The sequence below is a fragment of the Rhodococcus chondri genome, from assembly GCF_036327435.1.
Lineage (GTDB): Bacteria > Actinomycetota > Actinomycetes > Mycobacteriales > Mycobacteriaceae > Rhodococcus > Rhodococcus chondri.
In genome coordinates this window covers 1-20,308 of sequence record NZ_JAUZMZ010000090.1, presented here as the reverse complement: position 1 = coordinate 20,308, position 20,308 = coordinate 1, and the positions used below count along the sequence as shown (strand labels likewise).

Sequence of the window (20,308 nt, the reverse complement as noted above, 5' to 3'; positions counted from 1 at the left end):
TCAGCTGAGTCGTTCGAGGACCATCGCCATACCTTGACCACCACCGACACACATCGTCTCGACACCGAACTGCTTGTCGTGCGTGCGCAGGTTGTTGAGCAGCGTATTGGTGATCCGCGCCCCGGTCATCCCGAACGGATGACCCAACGCGATCGCCCCACCGGAGACGTTGAGCGTGTCCTCGTCGATGCCCAGCTCCCGCGCGGACCCGAGCACCTGCACCGCGAACGCCTCGTTGATCTCGAACAGATCGATATCGGAGATCCCCATCCCCGCATTCGCCAGCGCCTTCTTCGTCGCCTCGATCGGGCCCAGACCCATGATCTCCGGCGACAGTCCCGACACCCCGGTCGAGACGACCCGCGCCAGCGGGGTCAACCCGAGCGCCTTGGCCTTGGTGTCGGACATGATCACCAACGCCGCCGCACCGTCGTTGAGCGGGCACGCGTTACCCGCGGTGATCGTGCCGTCCGGCCGGAACACCGGCTTGAGCTGGCTGACCGCCTCGTACGTGGTGCCCGGCCGGGGGCCGTCGTCGGTGGAGACGACGGTGCCGTCGGCGAGGGTGACCGGGGTGATCTCCTTTTCGAAGAACCCGGACTTGATGGCCTCCTCCGCGCGGTTGTGCGAGCGCACCCCCCAGCGGTCCTGATCCTCACGGGAAATGCCCGTGTAGGAGGCGACGTTCTCCGCGGTCTGCCCCATTCCGAGGTACACGTCGGGCAGCAGGCCGTCCTCGCGCGGGTCGGTCCACGCGACGCCGCCTTCGGCGAGCTTCGCGGAGCGGGCCTGCGCGTCGTCGAAGAGCGGGTTCTTGGTGTCCGGCAGGCCGTCGGCGTTGCCGGTGACGAAGCTCGACACCGACTCGACCCCGGCGGAGACGAACACGTCGCCTTCGCCGGCCTTGATCGCGTGCAGCGCCATGCGGGTGGTCTGCAGCGACGACGAGCAGTACCGGTTGACCGTCACGCCGGACAGGAAGTCGTAGCCGAGCTGGATCGCGACCACGCGGGCGATGTTGAAGCCGGACTGGCCGGCGGGCTGGCCGCAGCCGAGCATCAGGTCGTCGATCTCGGTGGGATCGAGCTCGGGGACCTTGGCGAGGGCCGCAGCGACCATCTGGGTCGCCAGATCATCCGGACGCACGGTCTTGAGAGAGCCCTTCATCGCCCGACCGATCGGGGAACGAACAGCGGAGACGATCACAGCTTCGGGCATTACCTGCTCCTTTTGGTTTCGGTACCGGGGCTCAGAGGCCCAGGTCGCGACCGATCAGTTCCTTCATGATCTCGTTCGTGCCGGCCCAGATCTTGGTGACGCGCGCGTCTTTCCAAGCCCGAGCCACACGGTATTCGTTCATGAAACCGTAGCCGCCGTGAATTTGGACGCACGCATCGAGGACCTCGGACTGCGTCTGCGCGCTCCACCACTTGGCTTTCGCTGCGTCGACCGCGGTGAGCTGGCCCTCGGCGTGCGCTTCGACGGCCTGGTCGACGTACGCTTCGGCAACCTCGATCTTGGTCACCAACTCGGCGAGCAGGAACTTGTTGTACTGCATGGTGCCGATGGCGCGGCCGAACGCCTTGCGCTCCTTCGCGTACTCGATGGTTTCGAGCAGGATGTGCTTGGCGTGGTGCACGTTGTTGACGGCCGAGCCGAGACGTTCCTGGGGCAGCAGCTTCATCATCGAAATGAAGCCCATACCTTCCTCCCCGAGGAGGTTGGCGTGCGGGACGCGGACGTCCTTGAAGAACAGTTCCGCGGTGTCGGCTTCGGGCTGTCCGACCTTGTCGAGCTTGCGCCCGTTCTCGAAGCCCTCCATGCCGCGCTCGACGACGAGCAGGGAGATGCCCTTCGCGCCCTTCGACGGGTCGGTGCGGGCTGCAACGACAACCAGATCGCAGTTGTATCCGTTGGTGATGAATGTCTTTGCGCCGTTGAGGATCCAGTCGTCGCCGTCTCGGACCGCGGTGGTCTTGAGGTTGGCGAGGTCGGAGCCGCCGGACGGCTCGGTCATGCCGATCGCACAGATGAGCTCACCGGTGACGCAGCGGGGCAGCCAGCGTTCACGCTGTTCCTCGTTGCCGAGGTGAACGATGTACGGAACGGTGATGTCCGAGTGGATCCCCATCGAAGACGACAGGGCCATGTTGGCGCGCGCGAATTCCTCGGCGACGATCGCGTTGAAGCGATAGTCGTTTGCTTCCATGCCGCCGAAGCGTTCCGGGATCTCGAGCCCCAGGAAACCGGCCTTGCCCGCTTCGATCCAGATGTCGCGCGGAATCTCGTGAAGATCGATGAGCTCCTCGGCGCGGGGCAGCACGAACCGGTTCACGAACTCGCGAGCGGACTCACGAAAAGCCTCGTGATCTGGGCCGTACAGGGTGCGTCGCATCCACCACTCCTAAGTCGATAAGCAATCGCTTATTTTCTAAGCACTCGCTTATAGTAGGCGTTGTCGAGAGCTTGTCAACCACCGGGAAGCAAGGAAGCGGAGCAATACGTGAGCACACCGAAGAACGCCGTGATCAGCGGTTCCAAGGCCGCAGCACGCATGCGGGAAGCGGCGATCGACGCGTTCGCGGAGACCGGATACGGCGGCACCACGACCCGCCAGATCGCGGCGCGCCTCGACATGAGCCCCGCCGCCATGTACCCGCACTACAAGTCGAAGGAAGAACTGCTCTACGCCATCGCGTACGAGGGCCACGACTCAGCGCTGCAGGTGGTGCTGGGTGCAGACATCCCCGAAGCCGACGCCACCACTCGCCTCACCTCCATCATCGGACGGTTCGCGCAATGGCAGGCCGAGCACCACAGCCGCGCCCGCGTCGTCCAATACGAGCTTGCGGCCCTCGAACCGAACCACTACCGCGTCATCACCGGGGTGCGGCGGCGCACCACCCAGGTCGTGCGCGACGTCGTCGACATCGGCATCGCCACCGGCGAATTCACCGTCCCCGATGCCGAGGGCGTCACCCTCGCACTGATGTCACTGTGCGTCGACATATGCCGCTGGTACCCGTCCGGCCGCTACAACAACCCGGAAGCCATCAGCAGTCTTTACGCCGATCTTGCTCTGCGCCTGGTGGGTGCTGTGCGCTAACATCTGCGCCACCAGCGGTGGATCGGGGGGATCTCGTGGGCAGGGGGAATTATGTTGCGCGGAGCATTGTGCTCGCGGCTGCGGCGGTCACCGTCGCGGCATGTGCACCAGAAGGAGTCGACGGCAGCAGCGTCGCAGTCGACGACAGCAAAGATGCGACGACACGAGCACCACGCATAGTGGACGACTCCGGCCGACCGCCGGTCACCTTCGATCCGTGCCTCGACATCCCTGACGAAGTCCTCACCGAAGCCGGTTACGACCCGAGGACAGAAGACTCCGCGGACTACCCCATGGGTGACTACACATTCCTGGGTTGTCGCTATCGCGGACTGGATGAGGTACCGGGCGTGATGCGTCGATATGGACTAAATATCCTGTCCGGCAACGTCACCCTGGATGAGGAGATCCAGAAGGACGGAAGCATCTCGACCGAGATATCGATCAACGGGCGCCGCGCTCTGCTAGAGGTCGATCCGGCTTCCACAGACACTTGCGCGATTGCTCTCGAGACCGGGTACGGAATTGTCATCTTTTCGAGGATCTACACCGCGGACCACACACGCGCGGTACCACGGGAAGAATGGTGCCGCGGTCTCGAGAGCACAGTTGAATTGATTGAACCGTCAATTCGTGCCTGATCGGAAGTTATAGCAACACTTCAGAACTGAACGGTCCGGGGGGATGATATGGGCACTGATATACGGCTCGCTCCGCACGTCATTGACGACATAGTCGGAATTTGCAACACCATGCTGGAGGAACTCGTCGAGGCCCGCAATATTGCGCAGGGCCTCGCGGAGGCGAAAGGCTTCGGCGCCTTTGACTCAGCACAACAGCTGCAAAACGGCTTTGCTGTCAAAGGCGCAGGCACGCCATCGTCAGCACTGGAACGCATCCAACAGTTCACCGAAGCTCTCACCTCTCTTCGCGACGCTTTCGCTTCCGGCGGTGAGGCTTTTCTCGACGCCGAATCCGACTGGGCGCGGCGATTGACTCACGCCGGACAGGAGTTCTGACCCGATGTCCTCCAGCGACAATCCGATACGAGAACTCCTCGAACCGATACTCGGCACCGTCGTCCCCGATTCCGTTTCGCGTCGCCAGGCACGGCACGACGAGTTGGCGGCGCGGGTCGAGGCGGGGACCGATCCCGACTACATCGACCGATTCGAGAACTTCCACAGCATGGAGCATGCCGAGATCTATCAGCTCACCCGCACGATAAGCCCCGAAGCGATGAATACCCTCGCCCGGGAGTGGGCGAAGCTCGGCAGCACCTTCAGTCTGTCCATTACGTTGGGCACAACCATGATTCGCGACAAGATCGCGCAACACTGGGAAGGTGGTGCCGCCACCGCGGCCGCTTCGGCGACCCAACTGTTCGGCGAATCCGCGCAGCAACTGTGCGATGCGGCGAATGCGGTGTCTCAGAAACTGCGGATCGCGGCAGATGTCGGGGAGCGGGTCAAGTCGTCGATCGATCCGCCTTCGAATTACATCCCGTTACCGATCGACGTCGTCAACCCCGGTTCAGGCGCCGACACCGCGCGCGCCGCGGAGGCTGCTCGAATTCAGGCGGTGCGCATCATGGAGACGCTGTACAAGCCGTACTACCGGGACTCCGGGTCTGCGGTTCCCACGCTGCCCTCTCCGCACGCGGCGGCAACTTCCTCCGCGGGCGACGGGGGCACGAGTCCCTTCGGATCCCACTCGGGTGCCGATCGCTCGGGTGCCTCGACAATGTCCGGGTTCGACAACGCGGCCCGGCTGCCCGGTGGGGCTGCGGCGGATGCGGCAGGTGGGACTGCAGATGGTGCGACCGACGGAGCAGCCGGCACGAGCGGTGCAGACCCGTACGGTTCGGATCGCACAGGGCCGGACCCGTCCGAGACGAACGCGCTCCCGGGCTCGCCGGAACGTACTGCAACGACACCGGCTTCGACGTCGCCCTCGTCACTTACGGGCAATTCCACAATGTCCGGTCAACCGTATGGCTCCGGCTCGCCCGGGTTCGGATCGACCGGGAACGGCACCTTCGGCAGCAGTGGCTCGTCAGGGGCAGGCGGGGGTGGCGGTTCAGCGCTCGGCTCGGGTGCGCTGGGAGGACTCGGGCCCGGGGGGCTCGCCGCTGGAAGTGCACCGGCAGCTGCGCAGCAGGGCGCGAGCGGTGCCCGCAGCGGTGCAGCACGCCCGATGGGCATGTTTCCGGGCATGATGGGCGGCGGTGCTCAGCGTGGCAACGACGAAGAGCGACGAGTCGCGAACTATCTCGTCAACAACGACAACGGCAATGAACTGATCGGCTCGATGCCCGACACCGCGCCGCCCGTGTTCGGAGTGGATCCCGCATGAACTGGCACGTCTCCCCCGACCAATTCCTGTCTTTGTGCGCAGCCGGCGGCAGGGACGAGTTTCCGTTTCCTCTCCGCTATCGGTCCGCGGCCCTGTGGGAGGACGAACACGCGGCGAATCTGAGTGCCGCGCACGAGTGGCGTCGACAGCTGGAGGATCCACGTCTCGAGCGCGCGATCCGGATACTGCTGACGGGCGAGATCGCCGTCGAGGTGTATGGGCGGTCGACCGACGGCAGCGCAGATCTCAATGCACGCGGCAGCGCAGAGGGCGACTACGCCGTCCTGGCCCGGCAGCATGCGGCCTATGGCGATATCGAGATCACCACGATGTCCACCGCGCTGCTGGCGGCCACCCTCGCCGGGCATATCCCGGCTGCGGCACCGGGCAGGGAGGCCGAACGGACCGCCTCGACAAAGGAATTGGTGGAACCGGGCGACGGCGCCACAGTCCGTAGACCCATCGAGGATTCCGAGACTCGCGCATTGAGACGCCTGCTGCTCCGGGAACGAACCGCGACGGGAAGCATCCGAGTTCTCGCCTGCGAGGACGGCCTTCGGTTCACGCCCACGGGGGATCTGGGATGGTTCGACGTCGCGGGCGACGGCCGCTACCTGTTCGTGCCGGGTTCGAACACCCGGGTATCTCCGGGCACAATCGAGGTATTGCGCAAGGAACTTTCGAGTCAGATCGACAAGGCACGCCGGCGCCGACGCACGGCACAGCAGCCGAGTGCGCCCTTCCGGTAATGCAGCAGCCGAGGCTCGAGACGACAGATGCGCCCGACCCGATCGGGCCGAGACGGTCACGTCGCAGAGTGCGGAAGAGGTCGGGCCGCCGGGCCCAGGGTCACCGAGACGTCATGGGGTGTCAGCGCGCCGTGTCCGGCGCTGCATTCGACCACGACGCGTATCGGTGAGCCGCAGCCATCGTGCCGGACCTCGAGGAGTGGGCCCTCGGGGTCGACGGCATGCTTGTCGCCCCATTGTCTCAATGCGACCACAATCGGCCACAGGTCCCAGCCCTTGTCGGTGAGGACGTATTCGCGCCGTCCCCGGCTTCCGGCCTGTCGGTATTCACGCGTGGTGAGGATTCCCGCCGCAGTGAGGATCCGCAGGCGATCGGTGAGGACGGCTTCGGAAATGCCCAGGTGTTGCCGGAAGTCGTCGAAGCGTTTCACACCGTTGACGGCCTCGCGGATGATCAGCAGAGTCCACTTCTGACCTACCAGATCCAGAGTGCGCTGTACGGGGCAATTGTCGGTACTCAACTCCAGCCAGTCCACGCTCCCTATCCTAACTTCTGAATTGACACCCAGGTGGCGTCAGCCTAGCTTCGAAATGTGAAGTCAACCCGGCCGGTGTCAACACTGGCCGGACGAGCCGACAGGAGCAACCACATGACCGCCGACACCGAGGGCCGCCCCTCTCTCCGCGCCACTCCTGAGATGCCCGAGGGAAGCGGCGCCTTCGTGCGCGAGGCAGGACTCGAGATCCAGGAGGTGACTCCGACGCGGCTTGTCGGCACGATCACCCTCGACGCCCGGCACCACACCCCGTGGGGCATCGTTCATGGCGGTGTCTACGCCACAGCGATAGAAAGCGCCGCCAGCATCGGCGCCTGCCACGCCGTGGAAGATCGCAAGCTGGTTGCGGTCGGCTTGACCAACACCACCAACTTCGTTCGACCCATGACGTCGGGAATTGTGACAGTCGAGGCGCGAGCACTCAACCAGGGACGTCAGCAGCAATTGTGGGCCGTTTCGATTACCGACAGCGCAGGGCGACTCGTCGCCCACGGCGACGTCAGACTCCAGAACATTGCGCCCGCCGCTGTGGACTGATGCGGTCGGAGCCGGCTTCCGCGTTGACCGTGATCGGCTCGGGTGTGGCCCTCTCGAACAAGACTCCTGGCGTTCTTCGTGCCCTTTCTGCTACCTCACCCCCGACGCTGCAGTTCCCCCGAACCTCAGGGGCCGTCGTCTAACCTGAACCCCATGACAGATCGGGACCGGACTTCGGACGGGAAACCGCAGAACGCGCGGCCCCGCGACGCCCTGGGACGCCCCCTCGCCTATGGCGAGGAAGGTGTCGAGCCGCTGCCCGAAGACCTGCAACTAGAGCCGGCCGAGGCCATCACCGAAGGTCAGCGACTGTTCGACCACGGTCACCCGTTCCAGGCCCACGAGGTCTTCGAGGCGGTATGGAAGGCGTGCCCACCCGACGAGCGCCCACTGTGGCAGGGGCTGGCACAACTCGCGGTCGGATTGACGCATCTGTTGCGCGGCAACCCGAGCGGCGCCACGTCCCTCTTGAAGCAGGGACAGTCGAGAATTCGCCACTACGAGGACGAACCGCCGTACGGCCTCGACATCGACGGACTCTCGTCGTGGGCCGATCACCTGCTCACCGAGATCGAACGGGACGAACCCATTCCCGAACCTCCGGCACCGCGGTTGAGGATGCCCTGATGCCCACCCTTCCGATGTTCCCGCTGGGCACCGCACTACTACCGGGTTCCGACCTTCCGCTACAGGTCTTCGAACCGCGCTACCAAGAACTCGTCCGCGACTGCATGGCAGCACCCGACGGCCCGCGCTTCGGCGTGGTGCTCATCGCCCGCGGCCACGAGGTGGGTGGCGGGGAACAGCGTCACGACGTGGGTACCGTCGCCCGGATCATCGTCGACAACGAGCTCGGCGGTGGCCGGCACGCACTCGAATGCATTGCGGAAGAACGCATCCGCGTAATCGAATGGCTTCCCGACGACCCGTATCCGCGGGCGGAGGTCGAACCGTGGCCCGACACCGGATCCGAAGCGGTCGACCTGTCCCCGCTCACCGTCCACCTCGGTCGGCTCTACGGCGTCCTGGACCGGCTCACCGAGGGCCGGGCGCCCTCGCCGCCACCGATGACCGAACTACCGGAAGACGCCGGTGCGCGATTGTTCGCGCTCGCTCGTTACGTGCCGATGGGCGATGCGGATCGATATGCGGTCCTCGCCGCGCCGGGACCGGTCGAGCGACTGCACGTGCTGATCGAATCGATTTCCACGGCAATCGATCTCGCGGAGTGGCGTCTCAAAGACCGCTGAGCAGTGCACATGCCGGTTCAGCCGGCGATCACCACCACGAGGGTCCGCGGACCGTGCACTCCTTCGACACGCTCGAGTTCGATGTCGCTGGTGGCGGACGGACCGCTGATCAACGTGGTGGGGCGGCCGGGCACCAGCCGAGCGAGCGCCTCGGGAACACCCACTTCGACGGCGTCGAGCGACACCACGCACACGTGGAGGTCCGGAACGAGGGTCAGTGCGCGCCGGCCCTGGTCCGGGCTGCCGTCGAGGAAGATGGTTCCGGTCTCGGCGCACGCGGTGGCCGACGCGGTGACCACCCCGTCGAGCGATTCCAGTCGGGGTGCCGGAGTATCCGGTGAATCCACGATGATATCGCCGTCGAAGTGGACGAGCCACGACCGGTCCAGGCCGGTGGGGACACCTACCGTACGGACCCCGCGCTCGGTGAGAATCCTTGCGAGCGTGGCAGGTATCTCGTCGGCCGCGCATCGGTGCACGAACGCCTTGTAGTCGAGCAGCCTGTCGGCGAACAGGGCGAACCGTCCCTCCGCGGGCGCGGTGCGTCCCCGGCGGTAGTCGCGGGAGATCTCCACCGGCCCGGCCGGCGACCGTCCCAGCGCACCGCGGATGCGGCCGAGCACAACGTCCCGCGAAGTCATTTGCCACCTCCGGACTTTCGCGCACGATCCATGGCCGCACGCCCCTCCTCCGAATCCCACCACTGCCGAAAAGTCTCTTTCGGGGGCGCAGCGATGTCGCGTGAGTCGGTCCATCCGCTCATCGGCCCGGGCACGGTCCCGATCGTGCCCTTCTTCCCGGCGACGACACGCGCCAGACCGGCCGCCTTCTGAGCCGCGCTCCACCGGCCCGGCGACGACATCGCGATCGATGCCGCCCTCATCGCGGCCGCCTCGAGCCCGAACCGGGCGTGCTCGACCTTCTGGTGTCGCAGTTCGACGAGCAGAGAGGGAATGTCGATACGCACGGGGCAGGCATCGAAACATGCACCGCACAGGCTCGACGCGAACGGAAGCGACGCGTTGGGGTCGTGGGGCCGATCCATTCCGGCGAGTTGCGGGGTGAGCACCGCACCGATCGGACCCGGATACGTCGAACCGTAGGCGTGCCCACCGGTACGTTCGTAGACCGGACACACGTTGAGGCACGCCGAGCAGCGGATGCAGCGCAACGCGTCACGTCCGATCGGGTCGGCCAGGGTCGCGCTGCGGCCGTTGTCGAGCAGGATCAGATGAAAGTTCTGCGGACCGTCCCCCGGCGTGACGCCCGTCCACATCGAGGTATAGGGGCTCATGCGCTCGCCGGTCGACGATCGAGGCAGCAGTTGCAGGAAAACCTCGAGGTCCCGATACGAGGGCAGCAACTTCTCGATTCCCATCACCGTGATGAGGGTGTGCGGCAGCGTCAGGCACATCCGTCCGTTGCCTTCCGATTCGACGACGGTGAGCGTCCCCGTCTCGGCGATGCCGAAGTTCGCCCCCGACACCGCGACTGGCACGGTCATGAACTTGTGCCGCAGGTACTTTCGTGATGCTTCCGCGAGATGGGCCGGGTTGTCGTCGAGGTCCGGATCGACTCCGCTCATTTCGCGGAGGAAGATGTCGCGGATTTCGGTGCGGTTGCGGTGGATCGCCGGGACGAGAATATGCGACGGGGTGTCGTGGCCGAGTTGGACGATCAGCTCGGCGAGGTCGGTTTCGTGGGCGGTGATGCCCTGTCCTTCGAGATATTCGTTGAGGCCGATCTCCTGAGTGGCCATGGATTTGACCTTGATGACTTCGTCCGAGCCGGTCTCCCGCACCAACCGGGCGACGATCGCGTTGGCCTCGTCGGCGTCGGCGGCCCAGTGCACGACACCGCCTCGCGCGGTCACCGCCTCCTCGAACTGTTCGAGCAGTTCCGGCAGGCGGTTCAGCACATCGGTCTTGATCGCCTCACCGGCGAGGCGCAGTTGTTCCCAGTCCGGTAGTTCGCCGGTGACGTTGATCCGCTTGGCGCGGATGGTACGGGTGGCCTTGCCGATGTTGCGGCGTAGCTGGGAGTCGGCCAGTTCGCGCCGGGCCGCGTCGGGGAATGCTTCTGTGCCGCGCAGGTTTCCGGATCCACGCGGAGGAAGGGACGGCATGCCCAGAGCGGTCGCCTTGCGCATGGCGCCTCCGTTCACGGCGTCACCGTCGCGGTGCTTGCGGGTTCATGGACCGATGCGAGGATTTCCGCGAGATGCACGGTGCCCGTCTCCATCTGCAGACGCGACATGCCGCCGCCGATGTGCATGAGGCACGACGAGTCACCCGCCGTGCAGTATTCGGCGCCGGTAGAGGTGATGTGAAGGATCTTGTCGGCGAGCATCGCGGTGGAGGTGTCGGCGTTCTTGATCGCGAAGGTACCGCCGAATCCGCAGCACGAATCGGCTTCGGGAAGTTCGACGAGGTCGATGCCGCCGACGTGGCGCAGCAACCTCAGTGGTTTGTCCCCCACCCGGAGCATGCGCAGCGAGTGGCAGGTCGGGTGGTAGGTGACGCGGTGCGGAAACCAGGCGCCGACGTCGGTGACCCCGAGGACGTCGACGAGCAGTTCCGACAACTCGTAGGTCTTGGCTCGAACCGCCTCGACCCGTATGCGCAAGGCTGCGGCGCCGTAGCGGGAGGCGATCATGTCGTGCTGATGACGCACGGATCCGACGCACGACCCGGACGGCGCGACGACGGCGTCGATGGAGCTGTCGCCGAAGCTGTCGGCGTAGTTCTCCACGAGCGGCAACGCGTCACGCTGGTACCCGGTGTTGATGTGCATCTGGCCGCAGCAGGTCTGGCCGGGCGGGAAGACGACGTCGTTGCCCAGCCGCGCGAGGAGCAGCGCTGTGGCCTTGACGGCGTTCGGGAACAAGGTGTCGCCGAGGCAGGTGGCGAACAGCGCGATTCGCATGTGGTTCTCCGCATCGTTCTGTGTGCGGCCCCACAGTAACCCTGGTAATCGCACCTCTCCCAGTCGTGTATGGTTGGACATGCAACGCGGGGTGGAGCAGCTCGGTAGCTCGCTGGGCTCATAACCCAGAGGTCGCAGGTTCAAATCCTGTCCCCGCTACCACCACCGGCCCGGACTGTACGAGTCCGGGCCGGTTTTGTATTTCCCGCGGTAGATTCCGTGCAGTACCTGCATCCGTCGACCGCGGAGGGCACGATGACCGATGACTCCGCCGGCGCCTGGCAATCGCGTCGCAGTGCTCCGCGGTGGCTGCGCCCGGCAGTTCTGTACGTTCTGCTCGCTGTCGCGGTCTACCAGATGTCGGGCTGGTTGTTCCACAGCCTGAAGGGTTTCCTGGGACTGCTGTTCCTGGCCTGGCTGTTCAGCATCACCATCGAACCGGTCGTGGACGCGATGGAACGGTTCGGGATGCGCCGTGGCGCTGCCACCGGGATTGTGATGTTCGGATTGATCGGGGCGGTGATCGGGTTCCTGTCGCTGTTCGGAGCGTTGCTCGCCGAACAACTCACGGAGCTGCTCGCCACGCTGCCCGAGGCGATCAGGTCGGTAACGCAGTGGGCGAACCGCACGTTCGACACCGACTTCGCGACCGCGGACAATCTGCTGAACGTGACCCCGGAAACCGTGCGGGAGCTGGTGGAACGCTTCACCCCGGGTGTGCTCGGCGTCGTCACGTCGTTGGTCGGGCTGGTCTTCCAGCTGCTGACCATGCTGCTGTTCGTCTTCTACATGTCGGCGCAGGGTCCGGCACTACGCCGCACGATCTCGAGCTGGTTCCCGTCGCGGCAGCAGCGGATCCTGTCGACGGTCTGGGAGGTCTCGGTCGAGAAGGCGGGCGGTTACGTCGTCTCCCGACTGATCCTCGCGGCGGTGTGTGCCGTGGCCACCGGAATATTCCTGATCATCGTCGGTGTTCCGTATTGGCTGCCACTGGCACTGTGGACCGGAGTGGTGTCGCAGTTCGTGCCTACGCTCGGCACCTATCTCGCGATCGCGTTGCCCGCGATCATCGCGGCCGTGTCCGAACCGATGGACGGCGTGTGGGTCGTGATCTTCGGAACGGTGTACCAGCAGATCGAGAACTATGTGCTCCATCCGCGCATCACCGCGAGCACCGTGGCGATCCATCCGGCCATGGCGTTCGGTTCCGTCATCGTGGGCGCGTCACTGTTCGGCCCGATCGGTGCGCTGGTCTCCGTGCCGGTGGTCGCGGTGATCCAGTCGCTGGTCGAAACATTCGGGCGCCGATACGAACTCATTCCCGAGCTGCGGGAACCTACTCCGATCGACGAACCCCCACCGGATGATGCCTAGCTACTGATCTTCGACGATGAGTTTCGCGGCGGTGGCCGCGACGACCTCGTCGACGCTCACGCCCGGCGCGGTCTCGACGAGCTTCAGGCCTTCGTCGGTGATGTCGATGACGGCGAGATCGGTGATGATCCGCTGCACGCAATGCCTGCCGGTGAGCGGCAGCGCGCATTCTTCGAGGATCTTCGGCTCGCCCTTCTTGGTGACGTGGTCCATCATCACGATGACTCGCCGAGCGCCGTGCACGAGATCCATCGCGCCGCCCATGCCCTTGACCATGGCGCCGGGGACCATCCAGTTGGCGATGTCGCCCTTTGCGGAGACCTGCATGGCGCCGAGCACCGCGACGTCGATCTGGCCGCCACGGATCATGCCGAACGACTGCGACGAGTCGAAGTACGACGCTCCGGGGATCGCCGTGATGGTTTCCTTACCGGCGTTGATGAGTTCGGGATCGAGCTCGTCCTCGGTCGGGTACGGGCCGACACCGAGCACACCGTTCTCCGAGTGCAGGATGACCTCGATGCCGGGGTCGAGATAGTTCGGTACGAGCGTGGGCATGCCGATGCCGAGGTTGACGTACTGTCCGTCCGCCAATTCCTTGGCGACGCGGGCCGCCATTTCCTGGCGGGTCAGTCCCTTGGTGCTTGCCTGAGTCATGAGCGAACCGTCCGATTCTCGATACCGACCTCGATCGGGCCGACGTGCACGACACGCTGCACGTGGATGCCGGGGGTGTGGATGTCGTTGGGGTCGAGCTCGCCGGGTTCGACGAGGTGCTCGACCTGCGCGATGGTGATCCTGCCCGAGGCGGCGGCGGGCGGGTTGAAGTTGCGGGCGCTCGCCCGGTAGACGAGGTTGCCGTGGCGGTCGCCCTTCCAGGCGTGCACGAGCGCGTAGTCGGCGACGATGCCGCGTTCCATCACGTAGGTCTCGCCGTCGAATTCCCGGGTTTCCTTGGGCTGCGATGCGAGCTTGATGCCACCGTGGCCGTCGTAGCGCAGGGGAAGGCCGCCTTCTTCGACGGCCGTGCCGACACCTGCGGGGGTGAAGAAGGCGGGGATGCCGGCGCCGCCGGCGCGAAGCCGCTCGGCGAGGGTGCCCTGCGGGGTCAGTTCGACCTCGAGTTCACCTGCGAGGTACTGGCGCGCGAATTCCTTGTTGGCGCCGACGTACGACGAGATGGTGCGGCGGATGCGGCCCTTCTCGAGCAGCAGCCCGAGACCGAAACCGTCGGTACCGCAGTTGTTGCTGACGGTTTCGATGTCGGTGGCGCCCTGTTCGAGCACCGCGTTGATGAGGATTTCGGGAATACCGACCAGACCGAACCCGCCGACGGCGATGGTGACGCCGTCGGGGATGTCGGCTACGGCCTCGGCGGCGGAGGCAACGACTTTATCCATGCATGCCAGAATAGCGGGAGTCGTGCGATATGTGAACCCTCGTCCGCATCGCGAACAAAGTTGGGCCAAAATCTTGATTCGAACCCGGCTCACCACTAATCTCGTACGCATAGCGACCATTCGTCCATATAGCGAACATCCGAGTGCGCAGGAGAAGTCCGAATGACCATCACGCTCAACTACGAACAGCACGGCGACCCGTCCGCGCCCGCAGTACTGCTGCTCGGCTCGCTCGGTTCGGATCTGTCGATGTGGCAATCCCAGATCGACGCGCTGTCGGCGAACTGGCACGTCGTCGCCGTCGATCACCGCGGACACGGCATCTCGCCCGCGCCGCAGGGGCCGTACACGATGAGCGAACTCGGCGGCGACATCGTCGCGCTCCTCGACACCCTCGGACTCGATTCGGTGCATTACATCGGCCTCTCGCTCGGCGGCGCGGTCGGACAGTGGCTCGCCGCGAACCACCCCGATCGCGTACGCACCCTGACGCTGCTGTGCACGTCGCCGGCGTTCCAGCCCGCCCAGCCGTGGATCGACCGCGCCGCGACCGTCCGCACCGACGGCCTCGCGTCCATCGCCGCCTCGATCGTCTCCCGCTGGTTCAGCCCCGGCCGCGCCGAACGCGATCCCGAACTCGTGGCCCGGCACGTGAACATGGTCGAGAGCACCACCGACGAGGGATACGCCGCGTGCTGCGAGGCCCTCTCGTCCTGGGACGGACGCCCCGACCTCGCCCGCATCACCGCACCGACCCTCGTCATCGCGGGCGAACAGGATCCCGCGACCCCACCGGCGACGATGCAGGCTCTCGCCGACGGCATCGCCGATGCCGCGTTCCACGTCGTCGACCCCGGCGCCCACCTCGCCAATGTCGAGCAACCCGAACGCATCAATCAGCTCATCGTGGACCACCTGGAGAAGAACCGACCGTGAGCACCGCCGACATCGACACCTCCGCCGCGCCGCGCGACGCACCCCCGGCTGCGTCCCCGGACTATGTACAGTCCCTCGCGCGCGGCCTGTCCGTGATCAAGGCCTTCGGCGCCGAGCACCCGCGCCGGACGCTGTCCGACGTCGCCCGGTCGACGGGCCTCACCCGCGCGACCGCGCGCCGATTCCTGCTGACCTTGACCGAGCTCGGCTACGTGCGCACCGACGGATCGCAGTTCTGGCTCACCCCGCGAGTGCTCGAACTCGGTTACAGCTACCTGTCGGCACTGTCGCTGCCGGACGTAGCGCGTCCGCATCTCGAGGCCCTCGCCCACCGGATCCGTGAATCCACCTCGGTATCGGTCCTGGACGGCGACGACGTCGTGTATGTGGCCCGTGTTCCCGTCAACCGCATCATGACCGTCACCATCACTCTCGGCACCCGGTTCCCCGCGTACGCGACCTCGATGGGTCGCGTACTGCTGGCGGGTCTCGCGCCACACGAACTCGACGCATATCTTGCCCGCGCCGAGCTCGCCCCCATCACCTCCCGGACCGTGAACGCTCCCGACGCGTTGCGGGCCGAGCTGGAAAAGGTCCGGCGGGACGGATACTGCATCGTCGACCAGGAGCTCGAGGAAGGTCTGCGGTCGCTGGCCGCACCCATCCGCGATGCGGCCGGCGCCGTCGTCGCGTCGGTGAACATCTCCACCCATGCGGCCCGGTATCCGCTCGACACCGTCCACGACGAACTGATCCCGGCGCTGCTCGCCACCGCCGATGCAATCTCTGCGGATTTCACCCGCACCCAGACCCATTAGCAGAAACCGGAGAATCCCCATGACCGACGTAGTGATCTGCGAACCACTCCGCACCCCGGTCGGCCGCTTCGGCGGTTCCCTGAAAGACATTGCGCCGGAAGAACTCGCGGCCACCGTTATTCGTCAACTGGTGAGCCGTACGGGCATCTCCGGCTCCGAGGTCGACGACGTCATCCTGGGGCAGGCGTCGCCGAGCGGCGAGAACCCGGCGATCGGCCGGATCGCCGCGCTCAATGCCGGCCTCGGCGTGGACGTTCCGGGTCTGCAGGTGGACCGCCGTTGCGGTTCCGGTCTGCAGGCGATCCTGCAGGCCGTGATGCAGGTACAGTCCGGCGGCAGCGACCTGATCCTCGCCGGTGGCGCCGAGTCCATGAGCCAGGCCGAGTTCTATGCGACCGGGATGCGCTGGGGCGTCAAGGGAGAGGCCGTTGCCCTCAACGACCGGCTCGCGCGCGCCCGCGTCACCGCCGGTGGCCGCGACTTCCCGGTTCCCGGCGGCATGATCGAAACCGCCGAGAATCTGCGGGCCGAATTCTCCATCAGCCGTGGCGATCAGGACGCCCTTGCGGCGCAGTCGCATCAGCGCGCCACCGCGGCACAGAAGAACGGCGTCTTCGCGCAGGAGATCGTCCCGGTGTCCGTTCCGCAGCGCAAGGGTGATCCCGTGGTGGTCGACACCGACGAGCATCCCCGCGCCGACACGACCGTCGAGACCCTTGCGAAGCTGCGCCCCATCCGCGGCAAGGTCGATCCCGACGCGACCGTCACCGCCGGCAATGCCAGCGGCCAGAACGACGGTGCCGCACTGGCAATCGTCACCACCGCCGAGAAGGCCGCGCAGCTGGGTCTGCGCCCGCTGGCTCGTCTGGCGAGCTGGGCCGTGGCGGGTGTGCCGCCGCGCACCATGGGTATCGGGCCGGTGCCGGCCACCGAGAAGGCACTGGGACGGCTCGGTCTGTCGCTGGCCGATATGAATGTCATCGAACTCAACGAGGCGTTCGCCGCGCAGGCCCTCGCCGTCCTCCGCACGTGGGGCCTCGAACCCGACGACGAGCGTCTCAACCCGAACGGTTCGGGTATCTCGCTCGGCCACCCGGTCGGCGCGACCGGCGGCCGCATCCTCGCGACGCTGCTGCGTGAAATGGACCGCCGCGACGCACGGTACGGTCTGGAAACCATGTGCATCGGCGGCGGCCAGGGCCTCGCGGCCGTGTTCGAACGCGTCGGCTGACCCGCACGAGGAGCTTCCCGAAGTTCTTGCCCTCGAGCATTCCGATGAACGCTTCGGGGGCATTCTCCAGACCCTCGACGACGTCCTCGCGGTACTTCAGCTTGCCCTCGCGTACCCAGGCCGATGCATCGCGCAGGAAGTCGTCGTACATCTCGGAGACGAACTCGGTCTGGATGAAACCGCGGATGGTCAGGCTCTTGGTGAGCACGGCGTTGAAGAATGCCGGCAGCCGATCGCGCCGGTTGGTATCCGCCCCGTTGTAGAGGGCCACCAGACCACACACCGGGATGCGCGCATAGGTGTTGAGCAACGGCAGCACCGCATCGGTGACCGGACCCCCGACATTCTCGAAGTACACGTCGATGCCGTCCGGCACCGCGTCCTTCAGCTTCGACGCGAATTCGGGATCGCGGTGGTCGAGCGCCTCGTCGAATCCGAACTCGTCGAGCAACGCGCGGCATTTCTCGGGTCCACCCGCGATGCCGACCGCGCGTGCACCTTTCAGCCGGGCGATCTGCCGGACCGCCGACCCGACCGGTCCGGTAGCGGCGGCGACCACCACGGTCTCGCCCTTCTCGGGCCGCCCGATCTTCAACAGCCCGGAGTACGCGGTGAAGCCGGGCATGCCGAGCACACCGATCGCGGTGGACAGCGGCGCCGCCTCCGGATCGAGGTTGCGGACGTGCGTGCCGGGCACGACGGCGAGCGTCTGCCACCCCGCGCCGGCGAGAACGTAGTCGCCGGCCGCGAGCCCCGGAGATCGCGACTCGACGACCTGGGCGACCGTCCCGCCGACCATCACGTCGTCGAGTTCGGCCGGGGGCGCATACGACTTCGCGGTGCTCATGCGTCCCCGCATATACGGGTCGAGCGAGAGATAGATGACGCGCAGCAGCACCTGCCCGTCGGCGAGATCGGGGAGATCCACGACCTCGGTGCGGAAGTTGTCGGGAGTCGGTGCGCCGTCCGGACGGGACGCGAGAACGATACGGGTGCTCTGCAGATCAGTGGGTGCACTCATGCCGCCCAGTGTGCCGCACCCGCGCGGGCAGGGTTCGCGTCTCGGCATTCGACGGCGAGGCCCCGACCGTTTCCGGTCGGGGCCTCGTCGGCTCGAAGCCTTATGCGGCGTGGACGGGTTCGCGCGACTTCTCGGACGGTGCAGCGTCCGTCTCGGTGACGTCTACCCCGCTGTTCGTGGCACCGGCGGGAACCCGCGCGGCCTCCTGCGCGTAGTAGAAGTGCGGGCGGCGGTGGCCGAGGAACGAACCGCACCACGACATCACGGCAATGTACCGGTTCCGGAACCCGACGAGGTACATCAGGTGCACCGCGAGCCAGAGAATCCACGCGATGAAACCGGTGAGCTCGATCTTGCCGACCCGGGTGATCGCCCGGAAACGGTTGATGATCGCCATGCTGCCCTTGTCGCGGTACTGGAACGCCGTGCCGGCCGGGATCTTGCCGAGGATCGTCTTCGCGACGTGCCGGCCGCCCTGCATGGCGAACGGCGACTGGGCGGGCAGGTTGTCGAGCGTCACCATGTCGCCGACCGCGAAGATGTTGTCGTAGCGGCCGACGGTGAAGTCGTTGTCGACGAGGAGCCGTCCACCGCGCACGGTGTCGCAACCGGTGCGCTCGGCGAGCACTCCCGCAAAATCGTTGGCCTGGATGCCGGCCGACCAGATGATGGTCTCGGCCGTGATCCGGCGAGATTCCTCGGTGGTCGGTGTCGACAGGGTCGCGCCGTGCTCGTCGATGTCGGTGACCATCGTGCCGAGCACCACCTCGACGCCACCCTTCTCGAGCGCTTCCTGGCTGTAGGCGCTGAGCTTGCCACCGAACGGCGGCAGCACCTTGTCGGCGCCTTCGACGAGGGTGACGGTGACGTCATCGGCCTTGATGTCGTGCATCGACTCGGCGAAGTAGCGGCGGGCGAGCTCCTTGATCTGGCCCGCAAGCTCGACGCCCGTCGGTCCGGCACCGACGACGACGAAGCTGAGCAGGTTCTTCCGGAACTCGGGGTCGGTGGTGGTGTGGGCTTCCTCGAAGCAGCGCACGATCTGCCGGCGCAACCGCTCGGCGTCCTCCACGGTCTTGAGCGCGTAGGTCACATCGGCGAACTCGTCGCGGCCGAAGTAGGCCTGACGGGCGCCGGTCGCGGCAACGAGATGCGTGTAGCCGAGGGTGTGCCGTCGACCGCCGGCCTCGTAGACGACGGCGTTGTCGTCCGGAAGCACGTCCACGACGCGGCCCAGGCGGACGTCGGCGTTCGGGTACTTGGCGAGGATGGCGCGAATCGACGGTGCGACCTCACCGGGCGAGAGGACGCCCGTCGCCACCTGGTACAGCAGCGGTTGGAACAGGTGCTCGGTGGTCTCCGAGATCAGAACGAACGGCGTACCGGCCTTGGCGAGCTTCTTCGCCGTGGCCAGGGCTCCGAAACCGGAACCGACGATCACTACTTCCGTCCGCTCGATGACGTTTGTCTTTCCTGTGTCCGCACCGTCCATGCTGTCGTGAACCTCCACACTGAAGTTGATGTATGACATCCAACGTAGGTATGGACCGCCCGCGGATGCCAGTAACCTGGAATATTCGAAATACTGTTATCTGTTTTGCTCATAAATGGAGGTGACGTGGATTTCCGGCAATTGCGTTACTTCCTCGCCGTCGGCGAGGAGGCCAGCTTCTCGCGAGCGGCGGAACGCTGCTTCATCTCGCAGTCCGCGATCAGCCACCAGATCGCGAAACTCGAGCAGGAGGTGGGTGCGACCCTGCTCGAGCGCTCCACCCGCTCGGTCAGACTCACTCCGGCAGGAAAACGGCTGATGCCCATCGCCGAGGAGGTGCTTGCCCTCGAGGCGCGGGCGCTGGAGGTGGGCCACGAGCCGCGCGGAAGCATCCGCATCACCGCGAACATGAGCTTCGCGTCGCAGAGCCTCGACGCGATCTCCCGGGTCCGCGAGCGCCACCCCAACCTCGACGTCGAGTTCGTCATCAAGGACTTCACCGACAGGGTCAGTGCCGTCGCCTCGGGCGACGCGGATCTCGCGTTGATCCGCGGCGA

Annotated in this window: 21 protein-coding genes, 1 tRNA gene and 2 pseudogenes; 14 read left to right on the top strand and 10 right to left on the bottom strand. The window is 66.0% G+C overall.

The annotated features are described in order from the left end of the window. Both Q8814_RS16085 and Q8814_RS16080 read right to left on the bottom strand, forming a co-directional pair. On the bottom strand, positions 1–1,218 hold the full coding sequence (locus Q8814_RS16085) for an acetyl-CoA C-acetyltransferase (RefSeq protein ID WP_330153012.1): 1,218 nt from the start codon (positions 1,216–1,218) through the stop codon (positions 1–3). A gap of 31 nt (positions 1,219–1,249) precedes the next feature. Next, entirely contained in the window at positions 1,250–2,395 is a 1,146-nt protein-coding gene (locus tag Q8814_RS16080) for an acyl-CoA dehydrogenase family protein (RefSeq protein WP_330153011.1), read from the bottom strand. A 159-nt stretch (positions 2,396–2,554) separates the two neighbouring features. Here Q8814_RS16080 and Q8814_RS16075 point away from each other — a divergent pair, with 159 nt between their 5' ends. The 5 genes from Q8814_RS16075 to Q8814_RS16055 all read left to right on the top strand — a co-directional run bounded on the left by Q8814_RS16075 (position 2,555) and on the right by Q8814_RS16055 (position 6,210). Further along, positions 2,555–3,106: a TetR/AcrR family transcriptional regulator gene (locus Q8814_RS16075; protein ID WP_408015919.1), complete on the top strand. Its 552-nt coding sequence runs from the start codon at positions 2,555–2,557 to the stop codon at positions 3,104–3,106. A gap of 68 nt (positions 3,107–3,174) precedes the next feature. Beyond that, a complete protein-coding gene (locus tag Q8814_RS16070; RefSeq protein ID WP_330153009.1) occupies positions 3,175–3,747 on the top strand; it encodes a DUF3558 domain-containing protein in 573 nt (190 codons plus the stop codon). A gap of 111 nt (positions 3,748–3,858) precedes the next feature. Continuing rightward, complete coding sequence (locus Q8814_RS16065; RefSeq protein WP_330153008.1) at positions 3,859–4,125, top strand: hypothetical protein; 267 nt, start codon at positions 3,859–3,861, stop codon at positions 4,123–4,125. A gap of 4 nt (positions 4,126–4,129) precedes the next feature. Beyond that, entirely contained in the window at positions 4,130–5,461 is a 1,332-nt protein-coding gene (locus Q8814_RS16060; RefSeq protein ID WP_330153007.1) for a hypothetical protein, read from the top strand. Then, a complete protein-coding gene (locus Q8814_RS16055) occupies positions 5,458–6,210 on the top strand; it encodes an ESX secretion-associated protein EspG (protein ID WP_330153006.1) in 753 nt (250 codons plus the stop codon). The genes Q8814_RS16060 and Q8814_RS16055 overlap by 4 nt, the downstream gene beginning before the upstream one ends. 56 nt (positions 6,211–6,266) lie before the next feature. Here the strand turns inward: Q8814_RS16055 and Q8814_RS16050 are convergent, their stop codons facing one another. Next, on the bottom strand, positions 6,267–6,746 hold the full coding sequence (locus Q8814_RS16050) for a winged helix-turn-helix transcriptional regulator (RefSeq protein ID WP_330153005.1): 480 nt from the start codon (positions 6,744–6,746) through the stop codon (positions 6,267–6,269). Between the two features lie 114 nt (positions 6,747–6,860). Here Q8814_RS16050 and Q8814_RS16045 point away from each other — a divergent pair, with 114 nt between their 5' ends. The 3 genes from Q8814_RS16045 to Q8814_RS16035 all read left to right on the top strand — a co-directional run bounded on the left by Q8814_RS16045 (position 6,861) and on the right by Q8814_RS16035 (position 8,554). Further along, entirely contained in the window at positions 6,861–7,304 is a 444-nt protein-coding gene (locus tag Q8814_RS16045; protein WP_330153004.1) for a PaaI family thioesterase, read from the top strand. Positions 7,305–7,457: 153 nt separating this feature from the next. Beyond that, the gene (locus Q8814_RS16040) at positions 7,458–7,931 is read left to right on the top strand and encodes a DUF309 domain-containing protein (protein WP_330153003.1); all 474 of its coding nucleotides are present in this window, start codon (positions 7,458–7,460) and stop codon (positions 7,929–7,931) included. Then, positions 7,931–8,554 carry an LON peptidase substrate-binding domain-containing protein gene (locus tag Q8814_RS16035; RefSeq protein ID WP_330153002.1) on the top strand — a complete coding sequence of 208 codons (624 nt, stop codon included), beginning with the start codon at positions 7,931–7,933 and terminating at the stop codon, positions 8,552–8,554. Before Q8814_RS16040 ends, Q8814_RS16035 begins: the two co-directional genes overlap by 1 nt. A gap of 17 nt (positions 8,555–8,571) precedes the next feature. Here Q8814_RS16035 and Q8814_RS16030 read toward each other — a convergent pair whose 3' ends face one another. The 3 genes from Q8814_RS16030 to Q8814_RS16020 are packed head-to-tail and all read right to left on the bottom strand — an operon-like array spanning position 8,572 to position 11,479. Continuing rightward, positions 8,572–9,195 carry a LutC/YkgG family protein gene (locus Q8814_RS16030; RefSeq protein WP_330153001.1) on the bottom strand — a complete coding sequence of 208 codons (624 nt, stop codon included), beginning with the start codon at positions 9,193–9,195 and terminating at the stop codon, positions 8,572–8,574. After that, positions 9,192–10,703, bottom strand: a complete 1,512-nt coding sequence (locus Q8814_RS16025; protein ID WP_330153000.1) for a LutB/LldF family L-lactate oxidation iron-sulfur protein — start codon at positions 10,701–10,703, stop codon at positions 9,192–9,194. Before Q8814_RS16025 ends, Q8814_RS16030 begins: the two co-directional genes overlap by 4 nt. Positions 10,704–10,714: 11 nt before the next feature. Beyond that, positions 10,715–11,479, bottom strand: a complete 765-nt coding sequence (locus Q8814_RS16020) for a (Fe-S)-binding protein (protein ID WP_330152999.1) — start codon at positions 11,477–11,479, stop codon at positions 10,715–10,717. Positions 11,480–11,564: 85 nt separating this feature from the next. On the opposite strand from Q8814_RS16020, the gene Q8814_RS16015 reads away from it, so the two are divergent. After that, positions 11,565–11,641, top strand: a tRNA-Met gene (locus Q8814_RS16015). 93 nt (positions 11,642–11,734) lie between these two features. After that, positions 11,735–12,853: an AI-2E family transporter gene (locus Q8814_RS16010; RefSeq protein ID WP_330152998.1), complete on the top strand. Its 1,119-nt coding sequence runs from the start codon at positions 11,735–11,737 to the stop codon at positions 12,851–12,853. Here the strand turns inward: Q8814_RS16010 and Q8814_RS16005 are convergent, their stop codons facing one another. Together Q8814_RS16005 and Q8814_RS16000 are read right to left on the bottom strand one after the other, a co-directional pair. Next, on the bottom strand, positions 12,854–13,510 hold the full coding sequence (locus Q8814_RS16005; RefSeq protein WP_330152997.1) for a CoA transferase subunit B: 657 nt from the start codon (positions 13,508–13,510) through the stop codon (positions 12,854–12,856). Continuing rightward, the gene (locus Q8814_RS16000; protein ID WP_330152996.1) at positions 13,507–14,253 is read right to left on the bottom strand and encodes a CoA transferase subunit A; all 747 of its coding nucleotides are present in this window, start codon (positions 14,251–14,253) and stop codon (positions 13,507–13,509) included. Before Q8814_RS16000 ends, Q8814_RS16005 begins: the two co-directional genes overlap by 4 nt. A 162-nt stretch (positions 14,254–14,415) precedes the next feature. On the opposite strand from Q8814_RS16000, the pseudogene pcaD reads away from it, so the two are divergent. The 3 genes and pseudogenes from pcaD to Q8814_RS15985 all read left to right on the top strand — a co-directional run. Beyond that, positions 14,416–15,171 (top strand): annotated as a pseudogene (gene pcaD / locus Q8814_RS15995) (3-oxoadipate enol-lactonase); the annotation flags it as partial. 14 nt (positions 15,172–15,185) lie between these two features. Continuing rightward, positions 15,186–16,007 (top strand): IclR family transcriptional regulator, encoded by an 822-nt coding sequence (locus tag Q8814_RS15990; RefSeq protein ID WP_330152995.1) that lies wholly within the window; start codon positions 15,186–15,188, stop codon positions 16,005–16,007. A 19-nt stretch (positions 16,008–16,026) separates the two neighbouring features. Further along, entirely contained in the window at positions 16,027–17,238 is a 1,212-nt protein-coding gene (locus Q8814_RS15985) for an acetyl-CoA C-acetyltransferase (protein ID WP_330152994.1), read from the top strand. On the opposite strand, the pseudogene Q8814_RS15980 reads toward Q8814_RS15985, so the two are convergent. Both Q8814_RS15980 and Q8814_RS15975 read right to left on the bottom strand, forming a co-directional pair. Then, positions 17,234–18,259: pseudogene (locus tag Q8814_RS15980) on the bottom strand (NADP-dependent oxidoreductase); the annotation flags it as partial. The gene Q8814_RS15985 and the pseudogene Q8814_RS15980 overlap by 5 nt on opposite strands. Before the next feature lie 100 nt (positions 18,260–18,359). Beyond that, positions 18,360–19,751, bottom strand: a complete 1,392-nt coding sequence (locus tag Q8814_RS15975; RefSeq protein WP_330153013.1) for an NAD(P)/FAD-dependent oxidoreductase — start codon at positions 19,749–19,751, stop codon at positions 18,360–18,362. Positions 19,752–19,877: 126 nt separating this feature from the next. On the opposite strand from Q8814_RS15975, the gene Q8814_RS15970 reads away from it, so the two are divergent. Further along, positions 19,878–20,308 (top strand): LysR family transcriptional regulator (locus tag Q8814_RS15970; RefSeq protein WP_330152993.1); only part of this gene is annotated, 431 nt, incomplete at its 3' end.

Bases quoted from the DNA above. Each gene is read 5' to 3' on its own strand.
- Q8814_RS16030 (WP_330153001.1), bottom strand. From the start codon at position 9,195: ATGACTTCGCGGGACGTTGTGCTCGGCCGCATCCGCGGTGCGCTGGGA.
- Q8814_RS16060 (WP_330153007.1), top strand. From the start codon at position 4,130: ATGTCCTCCAGCGACAATCCGATACGAGAACTCCTCGAACCGATACTC.
- Q8814_RS16080 (WP_330153011.1), bottom strand. From the start codon at position 2,395: ATGCGACGCACCCTGTACGGCCCAGATCACGAGGCTTTTCGTGAGTCC.
- Q8814_RS16025 (WP_330153000.1), bottom strand. From the start codon at position 10,703: ATGCGCAAGGCGACCGCTCTGGGCATGCCGTCCCTTCCTCCGCGTGGA.
- Q8814_RS16005 (WP_330152997.1), bottom strand. From the start codon at position 13,510: ATGACTCAGGCAAGCACCAAGGGACTGACCCGCCAGGAAATGGCGGCC.
- Q8814_RS16020 (WP_330152999.1), bottom strand. From the start codon at position 11,479: ATGCGAATCGCGCTGTTCGCCACCTGCCTCGGCGACACCTTGTTCCCG.
- Q8814_RS16040 (WP_330153003.1), top strand. From the start codon at position 7,458: ATGACAGATCGGGACCGGACTTCGGACGGGAAACCGCAGAACGCGCGG.
- Q8814_RS15975 (WP_330153013.1), bottom strand. From the start codon at position 19,751: ATGGACGGTGCGGACACAGGAAAGACAAACGTCATCGAGCGGACGGAA.
- Q8814_RS16065 (WP_330153008.1), top strand. From the start codon at position 3,859: ATGCTGGAGGAACTCGTCGAGGCCCGCAATATTGCGCAGGGCCTCGCG.
- Q8814_RS16075 (WP_408015919.1), top strand. From the start codon at position 2,555: ATGCGGGAAGCGGCGATCGACGCGTTCGCGGAGACCGGATACGGCGGC.
- Q8814_RS15985 (WP_330152994.1), top strand. From the start codon at position 16,027: ATGACCGACGTAGTGATCTGCGAACCACTCCGCACCCCGGTCGGCCGC.
- Q8814_RS16045 (WP_330153004.1), top strand. From the start codon at position 6,861: ATGACCGCCGACACCGAGGGCCGCCCCTCTCTCCGCGCCACTCCTGAG.
- Q8814_RS16085 (WP_330153012.1), bottom strand. From the start codon at position 1,218: ATGCCCGAAGCTGTGATCGTCTCCGCTGTTCGTTCCCCGATCGGTCGG.
- Q8814_RS16010 (WP_330152998.1), top strand. From the start codon at position 11,735: ATGACCGATGACTCCGCCGGCGCCTGGCAATCGCGTCGCAGTGCTCCG.
- Q8814_RS16000 (WP_330152996.1), bottom strand. From the start codon at position 14,253: ATGGATAAAGTCGTTGCCTCCGCCGCCGAGGCCGTAGCCGACATCCCC.
- Q8814_RS16035 (WP_330153002.1), top strand. From the start codon at position 7,931: ATGCCCACCCTTCCGATGTTCCCGCTGGGCACCGCACTACTACCGGGT.
- Q8814_RS16055 (WP_330153006.1), top strand. From the start codon at position 5,458: ATGAACTGGCACGTCTCCCCCGACCAATTCCTGTCTTTGTGCGCAGCC.